At 61.6% G+C, this 23000-nt stretch carries 15 protein-coding genes; 2 read left to right on the forward strand and 13 right to left on the reverse strand.

Annotated features, from left to right (window positions below; all coding sequences use genetic code 11):
• Positions 1-19 precede the first annotated feature (19 nt).
• The 11 genes from J7E24_RS09320 to J7E24_RS09370 all read right to left on the reverse strand — a co-directional run bounded on the left by J7E24_RS09320 (position 20) and on the right by J7E24_RS09370 (position 11831).
• Positions 20-2536: a multicopper oxidase domain-containing protein gene (locus tag J7E24_RS09320; RefSeq protein WP_019949146.1), complete on the reverse strand. Its 2517-nt coding sequence runs from the start codon at positions 2534-2536 to the stop codon at positions 20-22.
• 238 nt (positions 2537-2774) lie between these two features.
• Positions 2775-2984 carry a heavy-metal-associated domain-containing protein gene (locus J7E24_RS09325; protein WP_019949145.1) on the reverse strand — a complete coding sequence of 70 codons (210 nt, stop codon included), beginning with the start codon at positions 2982-2984 and terminating at the stop codon, positions 2775-2777.
• A 198-nt stretch (positions 2985-3182) separates the two neighbouring features.
• On the reverse strand, positions 3183-3569 hold the full coding sequence (locus tag J7E24_RS09330; RefSeq protein ID WP_019949144.1) for a DUF6799 domain-containing protein: 387 nt from the start codon (positions 3567-3569) through the stop codon (positions 3183-3185).
• A 174-nt stretch (positions 3570-3743) separates the two neighbouring features.
• The gene (locus J7E24_RS09335; RefSeq protein ID WP_251047122.1) at positions 3744-4094 is read right to left on the reverse strand and encodes a phosphoribosylpyrophosphate synthetase; all 351 of its coding nucleotides are present in this window, start codon (positions 4092-4094) and stop codon (positions 3744-3746) included.
• Between the two features lie 46 nt (positions 4095-4140).
• Positions 4141-4920, reverse strand: coding sequence for a succinate dehydrogenase/fumarate reductase iron-sulfur subunit (locus tag J7E24_RS09340; RefSeq protein ID WP_019949141.1), 780 nt, complete (start codon positions 4918-4920; stop codon positions 4141-4143).
• A gap of 229 nt (positions 4921-5149) precedes the next feature.
• Positions 5150-5482: a four-helix bundle copper-binding protein gene (locus J7E24_RS09345; RefSeq protein ID WP_019949140.1), complete on the reverse strand. Its 333-nt coding sequence runs from the start codon at positions 5480-5482 to the stop codon at positions 5150-5152.
• 79 nt (positions 5483-5561) lie between these two features.
• Positions 5562-6191: a helix-turn-helix domain-containing protein gene (locus J7E24_RS09350; RefSeq protein ID WP_215137427.1), complete on the reverse strand. Its 630-nt coding sequence runs from the start codon at positions 6189-6191 to the stop codon at positions 5562-5564.
• Between the two features lie 11 nt (positions 6192-6202).
• Positions 6203-9424, reverse strand: coding sequence for an efflux RND transporter permease subunit (locus tag J7E24_RS09355; RefSeq protein WP_215137428.1), 3222 nt, complete (start codon positions 9422-9424; stop codon positions 6203-6205).
• A 107-nt stretch (positions 9425-9531) separates the two neighbouring features.
• On the reverse strand, positions 9532-10677 hold the full coding sequence (locus J7E24_RS09360; RefSeq protein ID WP_215137435.1) for an efflux RND transporter periplasmic adaptor subunit: 1146 nt from the start codon (positions 10675-10677) through the stop codon (positions 9532-9534).
• Positions 10661-11275, reverse strand: coding sequence for a hypothetical protein (locus J7E24_RS09365; protein ID WP_019949136.1), 615 nt, complete (start codon positions 11273-11275; stop codon positions 10661-10663). Before J7E24_RS09365 ends, J7E24_RS09360 begins: the two co-directional genes overlap by 17 nt.
• 1 nt (position 11276) lies before the next feature.
• On the reverse strand, positions 11277-11831 hold the full coding sequence (locus J7E24_RS09370; protein ID WP_215137437.1) for a TolC family protein: 555 nt from the start codon (positions 11829-11831) through the stop codon (positions 11277-11279).
• Between the two features lie 12 nt (positions 11832-11843).
• Here J7E24_RS09370 and J7E24_RS09375 point away from each other — a divergent pair, with 12 nt between their 5' ends.
• Positions 11844-12398, forward strand: coding sequence for a Tn3 family transposase (locus tag J7E24_RS09375; RefSeq protein WP_215137439.1), 555 nt, complete (start codon positions 11844-11846; stop codon positions 12396-12398).
• 44 nt (positions 12399-12442) lie between these two features.
• Positions 12443-13153, forward strand: a complete 711-nt coding sequence (locus J7E24_RS09380; protein WP_215137441.1) for a hypothetical protein — start codon at positions 12443-12445, stop codon at positions 13151-13153.
• Positions 13154-13296: 143 nt separating this feature from the next.
• Here J7E24_RS09380 and J7E24_RS09385 read toward each other — a convergent pair whose 3' ends face one another.
• The gene (locus tag J7E24_RS09385) at positions 13297-16662 is read right to left on the reverse strand and encodes a hypothetical protein (RefSeq protein WP_215137443.1); all 3366 of its coding nucleotides are present in this window, start codon (positions 16660-16662) and stop codon (positions 13297-13299) included.
• Between the two features lie 61 nt (positions 16663-16723).
• The gene (locus J7E24_RS09390) at positions 16724-22831 is read right to left on the reverse strand and encodes an ATP-binding protein (protein WP_215137445.1); all 6108 of its coding nucleotides are present in this window, start codon (positions 22829-22831) and stop codon (positions 16724-16726) included.
• Between the last annotated feature and the right edge of the window lie 169 nt (positions 22832-23000).

Genomic DNA, 23000 nt, shown 5'->3' on the forward strand with positions numbered 1-23000 from the left:
CAAAACCGCCGGGCCAGAATTAAAACCGGACGCTCAGGCCGCCGCCGCCGCCGAAGCGGTTGTCGTAGCTGCCCATGAGCGAGAAATTGCGGGAAAGCATGTACTCCAACCCGGTGTTCCAAACCACTTCCTTCGTGAAGCTCCGGTTGTTTTCCAGCTTGTTCACCCAGCCGAAGTCGGCCTGAAACTCATAGTAGCCGAACGCCAGCAGGCGGGGGAAAACCATGATTTCGCGGCCTAGGCTCAGGCGGGGGCGCAACTTATTATCGATGCGGGCGTCGAGGCTGAACAGGTAGGGCGTGAGAAAACGCAGGCCGGCCACGGCCGTGGTGGAAGTCTCGGTCATCATCCGGCCCGGGCCCTGCTCGGTGGGAGCCGGGGCGGCCCGGCGACGGGTGTTTTCCACGTTCACGCCCCCGAACACGCGCAGGTAATCGTAGAGGTAACGCTCGTAGGTGGCCTCCGTTTCCATATTGCGGTTCCAGCCGTACTCCACGCTCAGGTTGAACTGGTTGCGGATATCCGACGACATCAGGTTCAGGCTGCTCATGTGCGAGGCCACATCAAGCCGGCCCCAGGTGTAGTAGCGGTTGGTTTCGCGTAGCAGCTTGCTCACCGGGGAGCCCTTCAGGCGCGGGTCGCGGGGCGTGTCGTAGCTCACGATGCGGGCCATGCCGCCAGTGAGGTGGTAGAGGATGTGGCAGTGCAGAAACCAGTCTCCATACGTATCGCCGAGCACCTCAATTGTGACCTGCTTCATGGGCGGCACATTCACCGTGTGCTTGAGGGGTGAGTACTCGCCGTTTTCGTTGATGACCCGAAAAAAGTGCCCGTGCAGGTGCATGGGGTGGTGCATCATCGTCAGGTTGTTGTAGGTGATGCGCGTAACCTGGTGGTCCCGAATCGGGATTTTATCGGCCGACGACAACGGCACGCCGTTCATGCTCCAGATGTAGCGCTGCATGTTGCCGGTGAGGTTGAGCAGGATTTCACGCACGGGCAGACTGTCGGCGTAGGCCGTTTTCTGCGGGGCGCGCAGGTAGTCGTAGCCGTACTCCGAGAACATGTCCATACCGCCCATAGCCATGCCGCTCATGCCTCCCTTTTTCTGACCGCCGCCCATGTCCATGCCAGCCATCGGCTTGTCGGCACCCTTTTTCATGCCGCTCATCGGCATCTGGTGCCCGGCGTGGGCCGTGTCGGCGGGCATGTTCATGCCCTCCATCTTCTGGGTATCCTTCATTGGCATGCCGGCCATAGCGGGCTTGGGTTGCGCGGGCTGGTCGTTCATCTTCATGCCGTCCATCTTGTCGCCGCTGCCCATGTCCATGCCAGCCATCGGCTTGTCAGCGCCCATCTTGTTGCTGCCCATATCCATACCACCCATCTTTCCGCTTTTCCCCTTCATATCCATCTGCATCCCCCAGTTCTCCTTCATCTGCTGGGGGTCGACGTGGTTAGGCCGGAACTTAAGGGCCGGCGCGCCCATGCGCATCTTCATTTTAGCCATCTGCTGCATGAGCCCGATTTTGTCGGGTTTGGCCAGCACCGGGGAGGCCAGCACCGGGCCCGCACCAATGTAAGCCGAGGTAGTGCCGGAGCCGTCCTGAGCCATGGCCCGGAGCTCCAGCTGACCATTGGCCGGCACGGTAACCAGGAAATCGTAGGTTTCGGCCACCGCGATAAAGGTTTTGTTGTGCTTCACTGGCACCACGTCCTGGCCGTCGGCGGCCACCAGCAGCGGGTCCTCGCCCCCAAATGTCATCCAGAACTGAGTCGAGGCCGAACCGTTGATAATGCGCAGCCGCACCCGCTCGCCGGGCTTGAACTCGGGGTAGTGCTGCACCGGCTGGCCGTTCACCAGGAACGCATCGTAGTACACGTCGGCAATATCGAAGCCTTCCATGCGCTGCTTCCAGAAGTTGAGCTGGGCCCCCAGGGCCCCGCAGGCAATTACGCGGTTGAGCGGCGTGGCCGTGCCCTTGCGGATGTTGTACCACTCGGTGCCCCGCTTCAGGAAGCGCAACACGTTTTTAGGCTTCTGATTGGTCCAGTCCGAGAGCACCAGCACCAGGTCCTTATCGTAGGTCAGGCGCTCCTGCTTGGGCTCAATCACAATGGAGCCGTACACGCCACTCTGCTCCTGCAGCATAGTGTGCGAGTGGTACCAGTAGGTGCCGGCTTGCTTGAGCGGAAACTCGTATTTCAGCGTCTGGCCCGGCTGGATGGGGGGCGTGTTGAGGTAAGGCACGCCGTCGTAGAAATTGGGCACCAACAGCCCGTGCCAGTGCACCGACGTTTCCACGTCCATCTCGTTCTTGACGTAGATAACGGCGTAGCCACCCTCCTTGAACCGAATGGTAGGGCTGGGAATACCGCCGTTCACCGTCATGGCTGGCACCAGCTTACCGGCCTTGTTCACCGCCTCCTGGCGCATGGTCAGGGTGTACACGGTCGTGTCCGTCTGGGCCCGGGCCGGCGGGCCAGCCAGCAGCAGCGTCAGCAGTGGAAGAAGGAGTAGCAGATTAAATTTCATGTCGATGTTGTTAAGATACCCGTTGGGTAATTGGCCTGCCAGAATTGAATTCAAGAGGGCGGCTAGTTGGAAAGCGCTTGGTTTACGACCGTAGCGTGGGGGCCGTTTGGTTGCTGTTTCCACGGACTGTTGCATAATTTCGAGCGCCTTTTAACCCAGCTAGGTCGCCTGAATGCCAGCGTCTGAAAACAAAAAAGCCCGGTCTTGCCGGGCCTTTTTCGTTCTGCGAGTTCACCGCTTATACCGTCTGAATCTTGAATCCGGCATCCTCCACGGCCCGCACTACCTGCTCGGCCGTTAGTTTGTCGGAACTGACCGTGAGTAGCTTGTCGGGGTTGGCCGTATCCACTTGCCAATTGCCGGCTCCGGCTTCCTGGTTCAGCGTGGGCGTTACCGACTTAATGCAGCCGCCACAATTGATATTAGTTTTGAATTTCAGGGTTTGCATGGTAAGTAAAAGCTAGGGTAGCTGAGCACGTCAGGCTACGGGTTTATAACAAACAAGGTACGCGGCCAGTGCCGTGGTAAGGGTGCAGGATTAAGCTTAGAGCTTGCATGATTCTGCGACCAGGAGGCTGGCAAGACAGCTAAATGCAAAAGGGCCGCGCCGCCACCAGCGCGCCCCTTTTCAGGGTAGATGCGGCAGCTACATTTTCATGTTGCCCATCTTGGCGCCCCGCTTCATTTTACCATTTTTGTGCATCTCTTCCATCGTGGTCATCTTGCCGTCCATCATCATGCACTGGCCGTCCTTCATCGTCATGGTGGTGCCGTCTTTCATGGTGCAGGTACCATCGGTTTTGCAGACGCTACCGTCGCTCATGGTCATGTCTTTGGTCATGGGCATCATTTTGCCATCCATCATCGTCATCATTTTGCCGTCTTTCATCGTGCAACCGTCCTTGGCCATCTGGTCTTTGGACATCTGGCCGCTCATCGGCTTGGTGGCGGGGGTGGTCTGGGCCTGGGCTTGCAGGCAAGCGCCACTGAGCAGCAGTAGCAGCGCGGGCAATGGTTTCAGTGCGTTTTTCATGGGGAAGGGGGAAGTAGTGTTGGTGAGAAAATCGTTGATAAACAAAGTGTTATCACTGGCCGAATCGTCCAGTTTCGGCAGTATCAAGGAAGCAGCAGGAAAGGAGGAGGCCAAAACGGCAAAGCCCAACTACCAACCGAGTGGGCTTCGGCTGGAAAGGATTGCCCTTGATTTTTAGGCTGGGGCCACCGTTTCATCGTGCGAGGCGGAGAAGGCGGGGTTTTCTCGCAGGGCCTGAACCATCTCCGAACTCAGGGCCTCGCTTGAAATGCCGTAACCGTCCACCAGCGTGCCTTTCACGCCGTGCCGGACCGAGGAAATGGCGTACACCACCGCCTCGTCGCCGGGGTCCGACATGCCTTCGAAGCGGTAGTGCTTATCGACCAGGAAATCGTTCGGAGAAATCTGCAGGGCATTGCCGTGGCAGACCAGGCAGTTGGCGTGGAGGTTGAAGTCGACGGTATAGCCTTCTCGATTCAGATGGTTCAGCACCTCGGAAACAGTGGTCATGGGTATCATTTGCATTGGGTGGTAAGGGTAAAATCGGGCAGTAGCCGGCTGGCCACCACCGTTAAGCCAGCATTTCGGACGTGGCCTTGGCCATTAGGTACTCGTGGTTGAGGGTGGCAATGTCGGCCAGCGTGATGCCCGCCGGGCATTCGGCCGCGCACGAGCCAATATTGGAGCAGGAGCCGAACCCCTCCCGGTTCATTTGAGCCACCATGTTCTCCACGCGGCTCTGGCGTTCGGGCTGGCCCTGGGGCAACAGCGCCAGCTCACTCACTTTAGCCCCCACAAAAAGTACGGCCGACGAATTCTTGCAAGCCGCCACGCAGGCCCCGCACCCAATGCACGTCGCCGACTCAAACGCCCGCTCAGCAATGGCCTTCGAAATCAGGATTTCGTTGCCGTCGGGCGCGCCGCCCGTATTCACGCTCACGTAGCCGCCGGCCTGCATGATGCGGTCGAACGCCGACCGGTCGCAGCTCAGGTCTTTGTTGAGGGGGAAGGCCCGGGCCCGCCAGGGCTCAATGGTGATGGTGGAGCCGTCGGTGAACGTGCGCATGTACAGCTGGCAGCTGGCCGTGTTAAATTGCGGGCCATGGGCGCGTCCGTTAATAAACAGGGAGCACGAGCCGCAGATGCCTTCCCGGCAGTCGTAGTCAAAAGCCACCGGGTCGTGGCCGGCGTGCAGCAGGTCTTCATTGAGTACATCGAGCATTTCCAGAAACGACATTTCGGCAGAAATACCCTCAACTACATACTCCATCATCGCCCCCTGGGCCTGCCGGTTTTTCTGCCGCCAGATGCGGAGCGTAAAGTGCAGCAGGGTGTTCTCAGTAGCAGCCATATGTCGTCCAGTAAAAGGGTTAACGCCGGCAGTGGAAATGATGGGCCAGAAACGCCGTTGGTTTTCACTATCCTAATTTCCGGCGTTTCCGGGGGCGCTACCATGATAAGCAGCAGGCAGACGCACGATTTTCGTCATTCATGGCCGGCAAAGAATTGTGCAGCGTAGAAACGACAAAGCCCGGTCGCTAAACGACCGGGCTTTGCTGAGAACGAAGGAGGCCCCGCGGTTAAGCAGCCATACCTGCCCGGCAGGCTTCTTCGCAGCGGCGGCAGGCGTCGGCGCACTCCTGGCAGTGCTGCATGTGCGTGTGCTTAGCGCACTCGTCGCCGCAGGCTTTGCAGATGTCGGCGCATAGGCTCAGCAGATGCTTGGCATGGTCCGAGCCGCGGGCCACGTAGCGGGCCGTCAGGGCGCAGATGTCGGCGCAGTCACGGTCGAGCTGAATACAGCGCACCATCATCTTAATGTCATCTTCCTGCAGGCAGGCGGTGGCGCAGTGCTCGCAAGAAGCGACACAAGCATTCAGGGCATCGAGCAGGGATTGGTTCTTGTTATGCATAGGAAACGGCTTAAAAGGGTTAGTGGAATCTTCCATGGTATACTCTGTGCTACGCGGCTGGTTTTGCGCTGGCTACCCTTCAGCTTGCATCATTTGGTGTTGCTGCTTTACTGGTCGCCGCCTCTTCCACGGCGTGGAGCTGCTGGCGATAAACAGAGGGTGCGCAGTGCATAAATCGTCGAAACTGCCCCGAGAAGTGCGCCAGACTGCGGTAGCCCAGCTGCCGGGCAACCTGGCCGATACCAGGGCTAGCCGCCGCCGCCAGCAGCTCCTGGGCGTAGCGCAGCCGCTGCCGGGTAACGTAGCCGGGCAGGCGCTCGTGGTCGGGCAGTTGGGTAAACAGGCGGTGCAGCTGGCGGACACTCAGGCCCACGACCTGCGCCAGGGCCGGAACAAAGTCGCGGTGCTCTATCGGGTTGGGGCCACGTAGCAGCTTGGCCACCGTCTGCCTTACTTGCGCCGCCAGCACATACTGCGGGTCTTCCAGCAAATCGAATCCCGCTCTAGCCAGCGCTTCGCGGATGCGGCCCCAATCCAGCTCCGTGGCCGGCTGGGCCACCGTGACGGCTCCCAGGCGCACATCATGTACCGTCAGGCCTAGCTTTTCCAATTCCCGCCATACCACTCGATTACCGCGCGCGCACACCATATGCTTGACGTACAGTGTGCAGCCGGCTTCGATGGGCGAATGTTTAAAGGGAAACGACACGAACTAAGACGTTAGGCAACTGGCTGAATGGTATTCTGGTCGGCCGGGGGCGTGAAGGGCGGCGCGTCCAGCTCCTGCGGGTGCGCGTCGAGGCTCACTTCCTGGTGGGAGGCGAAGTACTGGGCCAACGCTTTTTCGCCTACCAGCCAGAAAACCACCGGCGTCACGATGATGTCGAGAAAAGTGGAGGAGAGTAGGCCGCCCAGAATCACAGTGGCGACGGGATAGAGGATTTCCTTGCCCGGCGCGTCCTTGGCCAGCGTGAGCGGCACCAGAGCCAGCGCGGCCACCAGGGCCGTCATCAGCACCGGCACGAGCCGTTCCAGCGAGCCGCGGATAATCATGGGCATGCCGAACTTCTCGCCCTCGTGCTCCACGAGGTGGATGTAGTGCGAAATCATCATGATGCCGTTGCGCGAGGCAATGCCGGTGAGCGTGATAAAGCCCACCAGCGAGGCAATGCTGAACGTGCCGCCCGTGAGCAGCACGGCCACCACCGAGCCGATGAGGGCCAGCGGGATGTTGAGCATAATCTGCCCCACCATGTAGCTGGACTTGAAGTGCGAGAACAGCACCAGAAAGATGCCGGCCAGCGAAAACAAGCTCAGCCACAGAATCTTCTGCGAGGCCGATTGCTGGCTCTCGAACTGCCCGCCGTAGGTGAGGTAGTAGCCCGGCGGCAGCTTCACCTGCTGATTCACTTTAGCCTGAATTTCTTTGACGGTGGAGCCCAGGTCGCGCTCGGCCACGTTGAGTGAGATGGTGATGCGGCGCTGGGTGTTTTCGTGGTTGATGGTGTTGGGCCCCGGCTCAAAAATCACCTCCGCCACCTGGCTCACGGGTATCAGCGCGCCGCTGGGGGTTTCGATGCGGGTCTGGCTGATGGCGGCCATGTCGTTGCGCTGGGCTTCGGGCAGCTTCACCACCAAATCAAAGCGCTTCTGGCCGTCGACCATCTGCGAGACCACGGTGCCCTGAAACAGCGTTTCCAGGTCGCGCACCAGCTCGCCGCGGCCCATGCCGTAGGCGCGCAGGGCGTCGTCCTTGGGCCGAATCAGCAGCTGCGGAATCTGCACCTGCTTTTCCACCTGCAGGTCTACCACGCCGGGCACGGTGCTGGCGGCGGCCCGCACCTCGTTGGCGTAGCGGCGCAGCTCCAGCAAGTCGTTGCCGAATACCTTAATGGCCACCTGGGCCCGTACCCCGCTCAACAGGTGGTCGAGGCGGTGGGAAATGGGCTGACCGATGTTCACGTTCACGCCCGTTATCAGGCTGAGCTTTTCGCGCATGTCGGCCAGAATCTCGTCGCGGCTACGCATGGTTTTGCCCTCTTTTTCCAGCTCGGCTTCGGTCTTGAAGGCCACCTCGATTTCCGAGTTGTTCACCGCTTCGGCGTGCTCATCAAGCTCGGCGCGGCCGGTGCGGCGGGCCGTAAAGGCCACTTCCGGAATCTTGAGCATCTGCTGCTCGCCCAGCGTGCCCAGGCGGTTGCTCTCGGTGAGCGAGGTGCCGGCCGGGGCCGAGAAATTCACCGTCAGGGAGCCTTCGTTGAAGGGCGGCAGAAACTCGGTGCCGAAGAAGGGAATAAAGGCGAGGGCCCCAACCAACAGCGCGCCGGTAACTCCCAGCACCGTTTTAGGATGAGCCAGGCCCCAGCCCAGCAGCCGGGTATCCTTTTTCTTGAGCCAGCGCACCAGCCCGCCGTCGGTTTCGGCGTGGTCCATCTGCTTCATCTTGGGCAGCAGGTAGTAGCAGAGCACCGGCGTCACGGTGAGCGAAACGAACAGCGAGGCCACGATGCTGGTGATGTAGGCCACGCCCAGCGGCGCGAAAATCCGGCCCTCCATGCCTTCCAGGGCGAACAGCGGCAAAAACACCAGCACCACGATAATGGTGGCGTACACGATGGAGTTGCGCACCTCCGACGAGGCCGAATACACGACGCGCAGCACCGGTTGCGGGTCGGGCCGCTGCTTGTTTTCGCGCAGGCGCCGGTACACGTTTTCCACGTCCACGATGGCGTCATCCACCAGCTCGCCAATGGCAATGGCCAGCCCGCCCAGCGTCATGGTGTTGATGCTGATGCCGGCCGCCTTGAACACCAGCGCCGTAACCAGCAGCGAGAGCGGAATGGCGACCAGCGAAATAAAGGTGGTCCGCACGTTCAGCAGGAAGGCAAACAGCACGATAACCACCAGAATGGCCCCGTCGCGCAAAGCTTCCTCCACGTTGGTAATCGACGACTCGATAAACTCCGACTGCTTGAACAGGCGCGTGTTCACTTTTACGTCGGGGGGCAAAGAGGGCTGCAGCTCCACCAGGGCCTTTTCCACGGCTTCCGTCAAACCCACGGTGGCGGCGCCGGGCTGCTTCTCGATGCTCAGAATCACGGCTGGCTGGCCGTTCACGCTGCCGTCGCCGCGCTTGAAGCGGGCCCCAAACTCCACGTTGGCGACATCGGCCACCCGGATGGGCGACTGCTCGCGGTAGCCCACCACGATGTTTTCAATGTCTTCGACCGAGCGCAACCGGCCCAGGTTACGAATGAGCACCTCCGAGCCGTTGCGGTCGAAGAAGTTGCCGGTGGTGTTCAGGTTCGACTTGCGCAGGGCCTCTTCCACTTGGTTGGCCGTGAGGCCGGTGGCATTCAGGCGCGGCATATCCAGCAATACCTGATACTGCAAATTGTCGCCGCCGATGGGGATTACCTGGGCAATGCCGGGGATGCTGAGCAGGCGCTGGCGCACGGTGTAGTTGGCCAGCGTGCGCAAATCGGCGGCGTTGGTTTCCTTACCGCCCGACAGGCCCACGAGCATTATCTGGCCCATCACCGACGAAATGGGTCCCAGTACCGGCGTGATGCCCATCGGCAGTTGCCCGGCGGTGGTCTGCAGCTTCTCGCTCACAATCTGGCGGGCCGTAAAAATATCGGTGCCGTAGTCGAACTCCACGAACACCATGCCCAGGCCGATGGCCGAATTGGAGCGCACCGCCGACACGCCGGTGGCCCCATTCAGGGCCGTTTCCACGGGCAGCGTTATCAGGGCCTCCACTTCCTCGGGGGCCATGCCGGGCGCTTCCAGAAACACGGTTACCCGGGGGCGGTCCAGGTCGGGCAGCACATCCACCGGCAGCTGGCGCGCCGTGTAGGTGCCCGCAATGATGAGGCCCAGGGCAAAGGCCAGCATCAGCAGGCGGTTCTGCAGGGCAAAGCGGATTATCTTGTCAAGCATCTTTTTTAGCTGTTAGCTCACAGCAGGGGCCTCAATTCGGCCCTTAGCTGATAGCTCTCGTTCAGAAAAAAGCTGACAGCCAATAGCCATCAGCTAATAGCTTCAAATCACTGGTTGAGGTAAATGGACTTGAGCTGGTAGGTGCCGGCCGTCACGACCCGGTCATTCTCGTTCACCTCGCCCTGCACCAGCACGGTTTGCTGGCCGCTGACGGCCCCCGGCTGCACGTAGCGAATTTTGAAGCGCTCGGGCTCGGTGTGCACGAACACCACGGGCTTGCCGTTGAGGTCGGTGATGGCCGAAGTGGGCACCACCAGCTGGGGCTTGCCGCCGCCAGTCTGGCCCACCACCTGCACGTTCACGGCCTGGCCGGCCCGGTAGGCGCTGCCTTCAGTGGCATCAAGCTCCAGCACCAGCTGGCGGGCCTGGTTGACGGGATTGACCACGTTGCTGAACACCACGAGGCGGGCCGGCACGCCCGCCTGGCCCTGCAGGCCCTCCACCCGGAAAGCGGCCCCCGGCGTCACCTTGGCCAAATCCTGGGCAAATACCTGGGCCTCCACGCGCAGCTTGCCGGGGTTGATGACCCGGAACAGCTCGTCGCCCTGGCTGACCTGCTGGCCCACGGCGAGGCTGAACACGTCCACGGTGCCGCTTACCGGCGCGCTGATGCTGACGCGGCGCTGGCCCGCCTGGCCGTTCTGAATACCAGCGTTCTGGCGGGCCTGGCGCAGGCGCAGCTCGGCCGCCACCACGTCTTTGCGGGCGGCGATGTCGGCAATGCTCTGCAGGCGGGCATAGTCCTGCTGGGCCGCGCGCAGCTCGGCCTGGGCGTTGGCCCGCTCGGTGCTGAGCCCAATTTGCTGGGTGGCATCGAGCGTCTGCTCGATAACGGCCAGCGTCTGGCCGGCGCGCACCTGCTGGCCCACCCGCGCGGCCAGGCTTACGATACGGCCGCCCTGGGGCACCACCACGCGGCCCTCGCCGCCCGCCGCCGCCGACACCGTGCCGTAGAGCGTGGCCCGGCTGTATGTAGTGGAGTAGGCGGCCAGGTTGGTCTGCACCTGAAACAGGAACTGGCTTTCCTTGGGCAGCAGTACCTCGTCGGTGAGGGCCACACCGGTGCTGGCCTTGGCCTCGCCGCCGTGGTCTTCGCCGCCGTGGGCCTGCACCAGGCCCGGGGGCGGCAGCAGCACGCTCAGCACCAGACCGGTGGCAGCCGTAAGGGCCAGAAACTTATGCTTGGTTTTCATAAACGGCAGAATTAGGGGTGGAAACCGGCGCGGCAGGGCGGCGGCGGCGCAGCAGCAGGGCCGTCAGGCCGATGCCGAGTACGAAGGCCCCGATCAGGGCCATAATGGTTTTCCAGGAGGAAAAAAGCGAGACGGCGGCCGCCGGAGCCGTGGTAGCCACGGGCAGTTTCTCCCCCACCTTAATACCTTCGAGCAGCAGCAAATCGGCCTTGTCGCCGGCCACGATGTTGGCCGTGAAACTGTAGGTCTTGTCGGCCGGAAACTGGCCTTCGACCAGGTAGATGCCCGGCTCCTGCTCCGTTACGGCCCACTGCAGGCTGGCGTCTTCCGGCGTGGTGAGCGTGAGCTTGGCCCCCTTGATGGGCACGTTGGTGGCGTAGTCGGAGAGGAACAGGCGCAGGTCGGCGGGCTGGCCGCCTTCCAGCGGCTCGTAGCGCAGCAGCACCTCGAACTGTTCCGAGAGCGCCGCCACGGAAAACGATGTCGCGCCGGCCGCCGTGCCCGCTTTGGCGCCGTCGCCGTGGTCCTCGCCCCCGTGGGCGCGGGCTGTCCCGCTCAGCAGCAACAGGCCCAGCAGCAAAATCAGGAGTTGTTTCATGTTATTCACCCCGCAGGTAGTTAAGTTCGATGAGGGCCTGACGGTAGTCGCGGATGGTGGTCAGGTAAGTATTTTGGATGGTAAAGGCCTGGTTGAGGCTCTGAATTAGGACCAGGTAGCTGATTTCGCCGGCCCTAAACAGGCGCTGCGACTGGCTGATGATGGCGCCCGACTGCGGCACGCCGGTCTGCTCGTAGTAGCTCAGTGCGGCCGAGAACTTGCGCGTATCGGCCAGCGCCTGCTGGTAGAGGCTGCTCAGCTCCAGGCGCTGGGCCTGCAGCTGGTAGCCGGCCGCCTCGCTGCGGGCCGTGGCCGCCTGCAGCTGCGAGCGGTAGGTCCAGAACCAGACAGGCACCGACACGCCAAACTGGAAGCGGTAGCGGAGCGCCGAGTTCTCAAAGGCCTGATTCTGGTACCCCACCGTGAGGGCCGGCGTGCGCCGGGCCCGCACCAGACTGATACCCGACTGGCTCAGGGCCACGTTCTGGGTAGCGGCCGCCAGCGTGGGGCTGCGCACCAGGGCCGCGCTGTCTTCGGCGGGCAGGACGCTGAGCAATGCCCCGCCGGTTTGCACCAGCTCGGGTCCGTCGCCGGCTCGCTGAAGCTGGGCTACGTGACGGCCTCGTTGTTTATCCGCAAGCTGCAGGCCTACCCCCGGCAGCACCAGCTCACCTACGGCTTGCAGGAATACGGGCGGCTGGTCAAAACCATTTTCATCCTGCGCTACCTGCTGCACCAGCCCCTGCGCCGCAAAATCAATACCCAGCTCAACAAAGGCGAGCAACTGCACGCGCTGCGCAGCTGGCTTTGGTTCGGCGGTGACGGAGTGCTGCGCCGCAAGCAGGAAGAAGCCCAGCAGGAGGTCGTGGGCTGCCTCAACCTGCTCACCAACGCCGTGGTCGTCTGGAACACGGTCTATATGCAGGAAGTAATTACCCAGCTGCGGGCCGAAGGCTACCCCGTACAAGACGAGGACCTGGCCCATCTCTCCCCGGCCCGCTTCGAGCATATCAACCGGCTGGGCAAATACACCTTCGCCGAGCAGGAAACCTTGCTGCGCAACGGCTTACGCCCCTTGCGCCAACCCGGACAGGTGGTCGCGCCGACGGCGGCAACAGCTTAGCGTAATTTTTCGCCCCGTTGTAACGAGAACCCCAATACCTGCGAATGCGTGCTCGGCTGCGCGACCTCAATCAAGAACACCGCCAGCATCTGAGTCTGGATTATGGCGCTCTGAGCGGCCTGCTCTTCGACGTGGGTGTTAAGAAGCTGATTGTGGGCGACCAGCAATTTGCCACCGATGAAGACCGTGACAAGTACCAGCAGCAGGCCCAGAAGCGCCACAAAGAAGTCCAGAACGAAGTTCAGGAGGAAAACCAGCACACCGAGATGCAGCACCACTTACTGCGGATTGGCAAAGCCCTGGGCTGCGACGTAACCACGGCTATCAACGACCGCAACCGTCTTTGCGGGGGCCAGAAACTTTCGTTTCTGTGCCTCGACCAGCACCCCGAACTACCCGTGCCGGCCGACGTGGCCAGCACCATTCGCCTGATTGACATTGTGTGGTTCGCGCCCGGCACCAGCCGCGTAGTAGCGGCCTTCGAAGTAGAGAAAAGCACTAGCATCTACAGCGGCATCCTGCGCCTGACGGATTTAGCCTTTTCCATGCCCGAGCACGAAACCGATTTGTATTTGGTAGTACCCGATGCCCGTGAAAAGGAAGTGCAAGCGCAGCTCACGCGTCCCGCTATCCGGGCCGCCGGAGCCACCATTCGTTACGTTCGGTTCTCGGAACTGCGCCAGCACTGCGAGGCCCTGTGCAAGTTTGGCGACTCGCCGGCGGCCATGTTGAAGATTGCCCGTTCTGTTTCTTAACGCTCCTTTTTCTGTACAACTCAACCACTGGGCAGTGGGGAAGAAATGTTTGTCAAATTCAGCGAAATCCGTTCAAAAAACTTGTTCAGCAATCAAAGTACAATGAATCCTACTTTCGTGATGAGAAACCTGTACTGGGAATATCATAACAAGGGATTGTGCTCGTCGTTGGCATCAGCCTGCACGTTAAACCTCTCATTCATGAACTTCCTCACCGCGCCGGGATTGGGAAAGCGGGCATTGTTCTCCAGCCCGAAAGCGCCCAGTGAAACCAGGGGCATTTGCTCCAAGCTCATTCTAAATTCAGCCGATTGAAATGCCTCTAGAGGAAACTCCATCTGCAGTTCCACTTCATCTCGCCTCAGGATGCGCTGAAACTCCGCTTTCAAGGCAGTTTGGTGTTCCGCTGGCGTCGCGAACTTCCGCCCGTCAACTATTCCGTTGACTTTGTAAGAGAGCATGAAGTTCATCATGGCGACAACAATTTGCCAGTCCGGCCAACCTTCTTCCCGCAGGGCGTGCAGCCAGGGACCGTAGCCGGCATCCTGCTTGAGGCTGGCGAGCGTCTGATAAATGTTGCGTACTGCCTTCTGAAAGCGGTTCCCAATGTTCTGGACGGCACTCGAAGGATTGTATTTCTTGCTAAGGCCGGCTTTGGGCTGCATGAACAGATTATTCATGGGGAACCCGGATACATCAGGCGGGGCCGAGAACGTATCACGACCAAACGCCCCGAACGCTTTTTCGGAAAACAGCGACCGGTACATGCGCTGGTAGGAAGTTGCCTGCATGGATTTAGCCCCTAATCTACTTTCCGTGAAGAGGCCCCAAAAAGCCTCGTTGTACTCGGCTGCGGGCAGTAAGCTGATGTCCTGGAGAATGGCTTTGAGTGCAACGCTAACGAAGGCAACCCCCATTTTTACTACTTCATAGTCCGAGCTGTCAACCCGCTGCACAAAGGCCTTCCATCTGGCTTTCTCATTGTCCGGTAACTGTTCGGGCTCGCTAGGGGCATCAGTATGTTTCAGGGTGAGGTCAACCAGGCTGCTGGGCAAATGGAAATCCACCTTTGAAAGCGCTATTTCCACCAGCAACACCTGAAGCATGGCGCAGAAATCCTCGCCCATGGCGTTCATTTCTAACGAGTTAGCAAAATGCACGTGCCATTCTATTCCCAAAGCATGAAACCGCACAGTCCGCTCGGGTCCCATGTCGTTAAGCGGCACATCCGCAAAATTCTTGGTAAGGCCAGCCCGTAGTTTAGACTCCGGCAAGTCCGTCTGCAGTACGGCCAGCAGCTCATCCAGGTATTCTTCTTTTAAGTACCCGGCCTCGGCTAATTTGGCTTGGGCCATCCCCTGTAACTCCGGGGCCAGAAGGGACACGGCATATAACAGGAAGCCATAGTTCAGAATGCTTTTCTGGGGCATCTCGGCTCCGTCCGCGTCGATAGGCTCGGGGTCGAACTCGTGCCGCATCATCATGTACAGCTCAAAGTCCAGCAGGGCGCTGAACCAAGCCCCTTGCATGAAATCAGCGTGGAAAACCATACCAATTCCCTGAGCAATTCGCTTGAGTAGTTTCCGGCTGCCTTTCTGCCAGCTGACCCACGTGGCCCACAGCCCATAGTATTTCGCAGCGAAGTGCATGTCCAGTGCGCCGTAGACCTGGGCAATGTTAAGCAAAGCCAGGGTGTAGCCCTCGAACGTTTCATCCTGCAGCCACAACGCTTTGGCCTCGTGAAAATCTCGGAGCGCTTTGAGTAGGGCAGTGGGCGTTTTCGCCTCCAAGTAAGCGACACCGGAAGCGACCAGACGGCGGGCGCGCTCATGCGCGCCCCGCTTCTTTTCGACCACGTCATCAAGTCGGTCGACAAACTCTTTGAAAGCATCAATGAGAAACTCGTTTTCCTCCTCATCCATCTGTATCAACAGGCGAATGTGCGTGTGGAGACGGTTGCTCAACTGCGTAGCATTGTAGAGTCGGGCCTGACCCAGATTCGCCAACAACTGCTCTAAAGGCGCCATAATTTTGGTCACATTCTCCTCATTTCGGTCTTGGCTCCCGGCAAAGAAGTACAGATTAGCGGAGCACTCCAATAGCCGGCACAAGTCCGAAGGATTGCTTGTTTGGCCCAGAAGCTGGTCTAGTTGCAGCTTAAATTGTTGAAGCCACCCTACGGTTTCTTCCGGGGTTAGCGCGGACTTTTCGTTCAACGCCGAGGCCATCACCAGGAAGAGCAGGCTTTGAATATCTTCGAAGTCCCCGGCGGCGGTAAAGGCAGAGAAGTCGCTGAAATACTCCCGGATGTATTCTTCCAACCCGAACAAATCGCCTAGAGCGGGCACCAGATACTCTGTGGGCCGCATACGCAGCCAGAGTAGTTCGTAGAGTCCCTTCTTCCGAAATTCGGGCTGCGACTCCAGTTGCGTAATGTACCAGGTAAGCAAGCCAATCCAGAACGCGTCGTGGGACTGCAAATTCTTGGCGGCACGGCAGTAGGAAACAGCCTGCAGTACCTCGTAAAATTCGCCGAGGCGGAAATCAGCCGGCTGACCGATCTCATTCCACTTGATAAATACGTCGTGGTACCACAGGTCTTCCAAGGTGCCTGCCTGGAGCAGCAGGTTCGTGAGCTCCTGGTTTAGTAGCTTACGGTCTTCCGGTGCCTGTTCAGAGGCCTTGATGTCCACCCGCATGCATAGGATGCCTAAAAAGCCCCTGCGCCGCTCCCTCGGCATATCCGGCAGCTGCGCCACGAGCTCTTCGAGGCGGGCAATGGTACCCTTGAAGGCCTCGTCCGGGCTCAGACCATCAAAGCGCCATTTAATACGGCGCGTAAAGTCATCCCAATCCTGGTCAGTCAGCTTTTGAAAAACAGCAACTGCCTCCTGTACTACCTGCTCTTCGGCCTCTATCACCAGAATAGCTGGCGCGTTCTCCGCTTTCTTCTTCCGCCTTTCGGCCAGTTGATCGGCTAGTTGCGTGGCGCGCTCCTGAACATAGGACGTGACGAGTGCCTTTACCTTTGTAGCACATTCGGTGAGCAGGGCCTCAGGAAGAGCTCCTTGGCTGGCCACCCAGCGGCGCAGCAAATCCGACTCATTGCCCTCGCGGTGCTCAGCAATGCGGCTGCTGGCTTCAAAAACAAACTCTTTGTCCTTAGCTGCATAATCCGTCTTCACGTGCAGCATGAAGAAGTGCGCTACCGCCTTTTGTATTTCCTCGCTACGAAAGGAAAAAGGAGTGGAGTACAGCTTCAGTTGGCGAAACGTAGCAACTTGCGTTAACTCGTTGTGCTGAAAAATATCCTCTTCATAGTCGCAATAAATTGCTTCGTCAACTTGGTCCAGATAGTTTTCAAGCCACGTTTCAACGGTTTTGAACACTTGGTACTGATAACCACGCATGGAAGCGCTGGCATCGGAGTTTTTTGCAAACAGGAAGAGTTTAGAAATGCTCATTGCGCAGTAAAAGGTTAAGCTGACCGAACGCGCAATCTTGCGCATAGCGGCCAGCAAGTGGCCCACAAGTGCGACGCTGGCACCGGCTCGCACAGGGCGATGTCGATCAGTTTAATGCGCTCCGGTGGTAGGTTTCTTGCTGGATCGCTTCGCCGTCGTGCTGTTGTTCGCGCGTAATGTGCCTTTCCAGAACCAAGCTTTCGTCCAGCGTCCCCAACTGCCGCAACGCCTCCGCGGAAGCCAGCACCAGCCATCCTTCGCCGGCCTCGCTGTCGGGGTGGTAGGACCACGCTTCCGGCTGGCCGTCCACCCAGTACACCGACTCCACGAGCAGCGCCCCGTGCTCATCCTGCCAGGCGAACAGCTTGGCGGGGGCAGGCTGCCAGCCCAGGTGCCGCGCCAGGGCTGGGTTGAGCGCCAGCCAGCGCGACTTGAAATCAAACTGGTGGTAGCGGTGGTTGCGGAGCACGATCACGTGCGGGCCAGTCGAGGGGAGCGCGTGGTACTGCTCGGTTAACCGGTGGAACACAGAACCGAAAATCCCATCGGCTTCGTCCTCGTCTCCATCTGTGTCGTCAGGAGGCACATCCACCGTGAGCTGGAACTGGTAGGTTTCCGTGCTCCGCTCCCGGGTCATGCCGCGTAGCAGTGAGTATTCGCCGATCACCCACTGGTCCGGGCCGTAGGCGAGCAAGCATTGCTCGCGGCGGGGGTGCTGGGAGACGGCAGCCAGCCACTGCTGACGGTCCTGGGGGACGTCCGCGCCTCGCAGCCGCTCGATAAACGCGGGCCGCGGCCGCTCCGGGAACCCGTAGGGCTGGTAGTCGCGCATGGTGAGCAAGGGCGCAATGGGCGCTTCCGGCAGCGCCCCCGCGTCCAGCAACTCCGTGACCTGCTGCATGATGGCCCGGCGGGCGGCCTCCACCCGGGGCCGGGGGTGCGAATACTTCAATCGCTGGTCCTCTAGGTGCTGCTGCAGCGCGCGCTCCGCGGCGTTGGTCCACTGGGTTGGATCCCCGGCGGCCAGCATCAGGGCCGCGGCCCGGTGCGTCAGCGTGGCCTGGTCGAACCCGGTTTGCTCGGCCAGTGCTCGCATCCAGAAGCCAAATGGGCGGATGAGCGCCGCGGCATCGGCCCGGGTGGAGGGCGCACTCAAAACCGCCGGGGCCGGCCGGCTTCGGCCCAGTAACCCGGGCGGCTGCAGCGAGAGTGTGTACAGAGCGGGCAGGCGCCGCACGGGGGGATCGGGCAGCACTACGCCGGCCTCGGCAAGAATCCCCCGGGCCTGTCGGCGCAGCCAGTAATCGGCGGAGACGGCCTGTTCCAGCAGCAATTCCCGAAAGGCGTGGGTTGCCAGGGCCCGGCGGGTCGTCGCGGGCAGCAGCCCCAGAACTTCACTGAACGCCTCGGCGGCCGGGACTGTCCCTTCGCCCAGCGCCCGCACGGCCTCGGTGCCGGCCGCCTCATCAAGCTCCACGAGGTCGGCCAGCACGTGCCGGGCCCGCTGCTGCACCAGCGCCACTGGGTGCTGGGTCAGGTAGCTCAGCAGCCGGGCCAGCACCACGGCGGGGCTACTGTCCCCGGGGGCCAAGTCCGGCAGGTCGGTAAGGGGTTGGCTGGTGGCCATCAGCCGTTGCAGGTAGGCGAATATTTCGGGCCAGACGTGCTCGACCTGATACTCTTGGGTGAGGCAGGGCAGGATGGTATCCAGCTCTTGCGCATACAGCCCAGCCCAGTCGCCGCTGACGGCGTCGTGGGCAAACACCTCAAACGCTTTGCTGGCCGCTTGGGCCGGGTCGAGCGCCCGCAGGGCGGCTACAGCCTGCAGGCGCGAGCCTCCGTCGTGGCGACGAAGCCAGCCTCCCTCGCCGGCTAGCTGCAAAGCGGCGTGGGCCAGCCGCTGTGCCAGGGGCCGGTCACCGGCCGCCAGTGCACACTCGCTCAGGGCACTATAATACTCGGCTTGCCGATTGACCGGCGGGGGTAGTTCCGCCACCGCGGCCCACTGCTCCCGGGTGAGGCGACTCCCCTGTTGCTGCAGGACGGGTGCCCACTTGAAATACGAGTTCTGGCGGTCTTCCTGCCCCAGCAGCTCGACCAGCGCTTCGTAACCCGAAGCCGCTTGCGCCAGCACCTCGGCTTCCGATAACCGGACCAGCCCTTGCCGGACCAGCACATTGCCCGCCGGGCGGCCCTCGGGAACCTTGGCCGGGGGACGCACGAAAGCCGGGCAGTAGTCGCTGGTGCGGTGGCCGCGCCCGGTCACAAAATCATCCAGTACGCCCAACAAGTCCGGGCGCGTCTCTTCGAGGGCGCGGCGCTCGATGGTTTCCAGCAGGGCCGGCAGGTGCTGGCTGAACAGGCGCTCCCCCAGCAAGGACCAGCCCGCGGTTAGCAACTGGCTCAGCAGTTCGGTTTGCGCGCCCGTGGCCAGCAGCAGGAACAGCCGGCAGTACACGGGCACGATGCTGGTAAATTCCTGCTCCGTGCGCGCGCGCTGCAGGTAGGCGGCGATGAATTCCAGCAGGCCCGCTTCAAAGTCCAGCAGGCCTTGGTCGAGTTGCCAGCGCAGCTGCCGCTCCCCCGCCTCCAGGTTCCACTGCAACGTGCTTTCCAGCAGCTTTTCGGAGGCCGACCAGAACGCCCGGCCCTCGGTCGTATCCTTGAGGTGCTGCAGGTGGGCGACAAACCACCCGATGCGCTCGGGCGCCTGCGCCGGCTGCGCCGCGTTGATGGGGGGCAGCCAGTCCAACCACGACGTAAACTGGTAGTCTTTGCGGTAGCCCACGCCCAGGGTTTCGGTCAGGGCTTGGCGCAACCAGTGCGTGGCGGCTTCCCGGTCCCCTACCTGCCGCCAGGCCGCGGCGTGGGCCATGCACGCGTCCACGCGCTCGGAAACGGCCAGCCCCTCCAGCATGGCCGCGGCCAGGCGGTGCAGCTGGGGTCGAACCAGGGCCTCTTCCAGCCCCGCCCCGTGCAGCGCCCGGATTGCCTGGCGCTGCACCTCCACGCTCCAGTAGCGGGGGTTGGCCTTGAATTCCGGCAGCAGGCACCCTGCCAGCTCCCGCAGGGCGGCGATGCCCGCGGGGGCTACCGCGGCGATGAGCAGCTCCACGTACGCGCCCTGCACCCGGGTGGCCCGGTACCAATGGGTGCTGTGGGACTCGGGCTGCTGGTGGTAGAAACGGATGATGGGCCACACCCGCTGCGGCAGCCGGCCCAAGATGGAGGCGTGGGCCAAGGCTTCGCCCCAGAGTTGCGCCAGCAAACACAGCTTTTGCTGCAACTCCACCAGGATTTGTTCCTCCGACTCGGCGGTGGCCGGCACGGCAGCCGTGATGCTCGCCGGCTGCCCGGTCAGGTAGAGCAGTTTGTTGAGCGTAATCAGGGGCGCAAACTGCCCCAGGGTCGTTTCAAAACCCGACCAGTCCTGGCTGGCTACCACCGGTTGCTGTAGGCCCGCAATCCACTGCCGAACCAGGGCGATATCGCCAGTAACGAGGTAGATCAAGTTGGCCACGTGGATTTTGACGGCCGGAGCAGCCGTCGCCGGATTGCAGACGGCAAGCAACTGGTCTAGGTAGGTGCGCATGCCGGGCCCGTCGCCTTGCTGCAGGCAGTACGCAATGGCGGCGCGCAGCAGGCGCCCGCGCAGCTGCCGCGCTGGTTTGCGCGCGGCGTCGAGCGTCGTCAACAGCGCTTGAAACTCGGCGTGCTTGCGCGCTTCCAGTAAACTCTCCGCCAAGTCCTCCAGCAAGCTCAACTGCAACGCCTCGGCCGTTTGGTTGGGCAGGCGCTGCTTGGATTTCTCCAGCGTGATGTTGTCCAGTCGGGCCAGCAGCTGCGGCAAGGGCTCGAAATGATGCGCAACGGCTACCCAAGCGCCTAGTAATTGTTCCACCTCTTCAAACCGTTCCCCTTTTTTTACGAAGAGCCCACCGGGTTGAATGGCTTCCGGCTCCGCCAGGACAAAGAGCAGCGCGGCCTCCGCCGCATCCTGGGGATAAAAGTGCCGGGCGGCGCGCAGGGCGGCCACGGGCTCTACCCGTAGCACGCGTCCGCTGCGCATGTAGTTGCGGGCCGTCTCGGGCTGGCCCAGGGCCAAAAACTCGTCGGTAAAGCCTGCCGGGTCGAGGTGAAAGAGGCGGGTGTTGAGTTCGGTGAGGGCCAGCACGTACCGGCTCAGCACGGCCACGTCGCCGGTTAGGCGCGCCAGTTCAACGCCCAGCTCCGCATCGCGCCGGATTTCTTCCGCGGGCCGGAAGTTCAGCCAGTGCTCTCCGAGCTGATCCAGGGTGGTGGCAGCCAGGAAGCTGGCGTGGTCTCCCGCCCGGAAGTGGTGGTAGTTGGCGTTCCAGGCCGGCTCCACTGCGGAGGCGGCGTACAAGCTCGCTAAGCGGCGGTGATAGCGGGTTTCCGCCTGCTCGTCGCGCGTTCCCGTGAAATGGTCCAGGGCGGTCTGCTCCAGCAGAAACTGCCGGAACGAATTGTGAAAAAAGGCCCACCCACTGGGCGCCAGGCTGAACAGAAATCCCGCCTTCTTCCGGAACTGCAGCCCCACGTGCGGCCCCAGGTTCCATTCTTTGACGAAGGCGGGTTGAATGGGGCCGTTGACGCGCGCCATCAGGCCCAGTAACTCCACCAACTCGCTTTCCTCCTCTATGGGCCGCCACATGGTGCGGTAATAGGTGGTGATGTTGCCGTCAAAGGGCTCGGCCTGCGCGAGCAGCTGCGCCACGCCCTCGCCGTTTTGCAGCCGCTCGCACAGGTACGAGAGGTAAAGCGGGTGCCCTTGGGATTTTTCGTACACGAGCTGCAGCTGCTGCGCCAGCAGCGGGGGCTGCAAGGCGTAGGCCGCGACGTAGCGGGCCACGGCGGTCCGGCTCAGCTGGCCCATGCGCACGGTGCGGCCGCCCTGCTGCCAGGCGGCGTGAATCTCCGGGTGCAGGTCCCGGAGCTCATACGTCTGGCTGCCGAGCACCAGGTAGACGCCGGCCGGCAGGAAAGCAGGGCGCGGCAATTCCCGCAGAAAACTCTGGGTGGCCCCCACATATTCCCGGGGCACATGATCCAGGCCATCAATGATGAGAATGGTTTTGCGGCCCGTACGCTGGAAATCCTCAGCCAACTCGGTGATCTGCTCCGTAAATGCCTCGCGCAGAAACAGCCCGTCGGCGTAGGGCAACACCGGCTGGCGATAAAATCCGGCCGCTTTGAGCTGCACGACCAGGTCGAAATACAGGCGCACGGCATCGCCGCGCTCATCGGTGTTGGCCCGCGGCGAGGGGTCTGAGAAGTCAAACGCGTAGTAGCGCACGATGCGCTCTGGGCGGCCCTTGGTCCATTGGGTGAGCAGCGTGGACTTACCGCTGCCGGGGCCCCCTTCCAGAAACAGATACCCGCCGGTGTGCTCGGCCACCTTGTTGTCCAGGGCCTCGAGCGTGCCGGTCAGGGGCTGGTACTTGCGGACATCGACGACCAACTCGTGGTTGAACGTGGTGCGAAAGCGCCCTTCCCAGTTCAGGGCCTTGACCAAGGCCTGGGCTGAAAATTCCACCGGCCGATCGGGGTTGCTGACTTGCTCCAGCAGATAGGTCAGCAAGGTCACCAGATCGGCATCTTCCCGCTGATGGTGCAGCTGGGTGCTGCTGAACGCGTGGGGCACGTAGCTGGGCTGCAACACGAAGTGCGCGGCAAAGTCTGCCAGCGCGCTGCGGCTCACTTGCAGCAGCTGGCCCATATCCTGCACCGCGGGCTCCCACTTGGCGGCCGGCGGCTGGCGGCTTTCCAACGCCAGCCAGGCTTCGTGGTAAAAGTCGGCGAACGAGCCCAGCCCCACGCCGCCGGCCACGATTTTGTCGTGGCTGGATAGGGGCTGATTGGTGAGCAGATGCGCCCGCACCGGCAGGCCTTGCCCGGCGTGCTTGCCCCGCAGGCCCTGCCAGCTGCTTACCAGACCGGGCAGCAGCGCCTTGAAATCGGCGTAGGAAAAGACGCCCCCGGCAATGCTCCACTTCACCTGATAGGCGTGTACTTCCGTCCGGGTAACGTACTGAATGTCGTCTAGCTTATGCGCTTCCGGGTCGGCCAAGCGGATCGAATTCAGGCGGCCGGCCACCAGCTCGCGGTAGGCCAGGCGGGCAAATTCGCTGAATTGCGGCACGTAGCCTCCCATGGCTGCCCGTTCACCGCGGGCCGATACTGTTTTCGTCATGTTGCCGGGTGGGGAGCAGTCAATATAAAATGTAAAAGATAGGACTTGGGAAGATAGGGCTCTGGCCCGAATTCGCCGCGGAAGCGAAGGTAACCGTAGCGCGCACGGAAGCAGTTGCCGCGGCTCACCGGCAGTTATTGTAGCAGTGAGCCAGCTACTCCTCACCTGT

The sequence above is a fragment of the Hymenobacter sp. ISL-91 genome (assembly GCF_018613725.1).
Taxonomy (GTDB): domain Bacteria; phylum Bacteroidota; class Bacteroidia; order Cytophagales; family Hymenobacteraceae; genus Hymenobacter.

Coding starts and splice junctions, on each gene's coding strand:
- J7E24_RS09320 (WP_019949146.1), bottom strand. CDS start 2,536: ATGAAATTTAATCTGCTACTCCTTCTTCCACTGCTGACGCTGCTGCTG.
- J7E24_RS09325 (WP_019949145.1), bottom strand. CDS start 2,984: ATGCAAACCCTGAAATTCAAAACTAATATCAATTGTGGCGGCTGCATT.
- J7E24_RS09330 (WP_019949144.1), bottom strand. CDS start 3,569: ATGAAAAACGCACTGAAACCATTGCCCGCGCTGCTACTGCTGCTCAGT.
- J7E24_RS09335 (WP_251047122.1), bottom strand. CDS start 4,094: ATGCAAATGATACCCATGACCACTGTTTCCGAGGTGCTGAACCATCTG.
- J7E24_RS09340 (WP_019949141.1), bottom strand. CDS start 4,920: ATGGCTGCTACTGAGAACACCCTGCTGCACTTTACGCTCCGCATCTGG.
- J7E24_RS09345 (WP_019949140.1), bottom strand. CDS start 5,482: ATGCATAACAAGAACCAATCCCTGCTCGATGCCCTGAATGCTTGTGTC.
- J7E24_RS09355 (WP_215137428.1), bottom strand. CDS start 9,424: ATGCTTGACAAGATAATCCGCTTTGCCCTGCAGAACCGCCTGCTGATG.
- J7E24_RS09360 (WP_215137435.1), bottom strand. CDS start 10,677: ATGAAAACCAAGCATAAGTTTCTGGCCCTTACGGCTGCCACCGGTCTG.
- J7E24_RS09365 (WP_019949136.1), bottom strand. CDS start 11,275: ATGAAACAACTCCTGATTTTGCTGCTGGGCCTGTTGCTGCTGAGCGGG.
- J7E24_RS09380 (WP_215137441.1), top strand. CDS start 12,443: ATGCGTGCTCGGCTGCGCGACCTCAATCAAGAACACCGCCAGCATCTG.
- J7E24_RS09385 (WP_215137443.1), bottom strand. CDS start 16,662: ATGCGCAAGATTGCGCGTTCGGTCAGCTTAACCTTTTACTGCGCAATG.
- J7E24_RS09390 (WP_215137445.1), bottom strand. CDS start 22,831: ATGACGAAAACAGTATCGGCCCGCGGTGAACGGGCAGCCATGGGAGGC.